The organism is Streptococcus sp. HMSC071D03 (genome assembly GCF_001812125.1).
Lineage (GTDB): Bacteria > Bacillota > Bacilli > Lactobacillales > Streptococcaceae > Streptococcus > Streptococcus pseudopneumoniae_N.
In genome coordinates this window covers 589-2,049 of the sequence record NZ_KV807798.1, presented here as the reverse complement: position 1 = coordinate 2,049, position 1,461 = coordinate 589, and the positions used below count along the sequence as shown (strand labels likewise).

General features: G+C 36.6%; 1 protein-coding gene. It reads left to right on the top strand.

What is annotated here, in order from left to right:
• A partial coding sequence (locus HMPREF2837_RS11495) for a PBECR4 domain-containing protein (protein ID WP_261674352.1) occupies positions 1-1,461 on the top strand: 1,461 nt, incomplete at both ends.

Below are 1,461 nucleotides of genomic sequence, written 5' to 3'. Positions count from 1 at the left end.
ATTTGAACAATCATCTCAATATCTCCCTAATACGGATGAGGAAAAAGAGGTGGTAAATAAGTTACTGTTCAAACAAAAAAAGCAAGATGAAGTAGTTCTAGAAGATGATCAAAGTTCTGTATTGGACGTAGATACTAGTCATTTATCTCCAGAAGATGCGGAATGGCTGAAGCAGAACTGGGATAATATCAGCTTTTCAGTAGAGCCTAAAAAACAGATGGTCATTGATGCAGATAAAACAGTGATCTATGAAAAACCTTCCGATCCTGTTGGAGATACTTATAAAGCGCAGGAAGAAAATCAGAGTAAAGAAAAAGCTCCTGAAAGTTCTCAGGAGCAAATAAAGAAGACTGAGAACGAATTCGGGGATTTTTCTGAGATTTCTCAGAAGGCAGCACCTCTACCTGAAGCGAAACAATCGCAACCTTTGGATGGCTCGTCACCGAACCAAACTCAGTCTCAATCTTTACTTCATTTTACTATATTGGATGCGGATAAGTCAATTTATAAACAGAATTATCATCCAATCAAGGTAAAAGAATTACGAAAGCTGAATCGTTATGCACCTCAATTGCAACAGACAGCTAAGTGGTATTTAGATACGCTAGCAGATAGTAAGGTGTACTATTTTTTTAAAGATGAAGAAGATATTAAAGTAGTATCTGTTTCTTTTTACAAAGAGAATTTCATGCACCTTACAGGAATTGCTCCAATAAAAGATGATCAAACCCCAGAACAGACACTACTTGATTTTGTAGAGGGGAGAGGGGAATTTGATAATATTATGATTGCTAATAGGGGAGCAGCATTTGAAAAACTACAAGTGTTACCTGACTTTGAAGCAATTATTGATGCAGGTTCTTTCTATTTTGATGATTTATCTCAAATTGAAAAATTCAATCGTATTGATCTATCTCAAGCAATTATGTCTGAGGATAAGGATTTGTTGCTTGCGCTAAGAGATATTGATGGCATTGGAGTTCCTGCTTCTTTGATGAAAGTAAAAGAAACATTATCATATGAGCTAGGAGGAAAAGAAAAGATAATTCTTGGTGTTTTTCGTGACCGCGACGGTCGAATTGAACAGCTATCGATCAACGAGGACTACATCAAGAATGATGGTAAAGAATTGCAATCCATTATGGAAAATGGCTTGTTTGAGGCAATTCATCCAAATGAGATTGACAAAAATAACTACAATGTCCGCCTTCAATGGGCAGAAAAGCATGATGGTGGGCCAATTTTACCTTATAGTGAAACCGAGTTGATTGATTATCTGTCTTTTGCAACAGAGCTATATAAGCAGAATAATATCTATTACGAAAAGCATCATGCAAGTGTAAGCGATCGAATGAACCAGGTAGAAGGTGCTTCCTATACCCCTTTTACAAAGGTTCAATTTGCTTTATACAGCCCTGATGGTGAATTGATTCAGGATGGTATCCGTTACAATATTGGTGA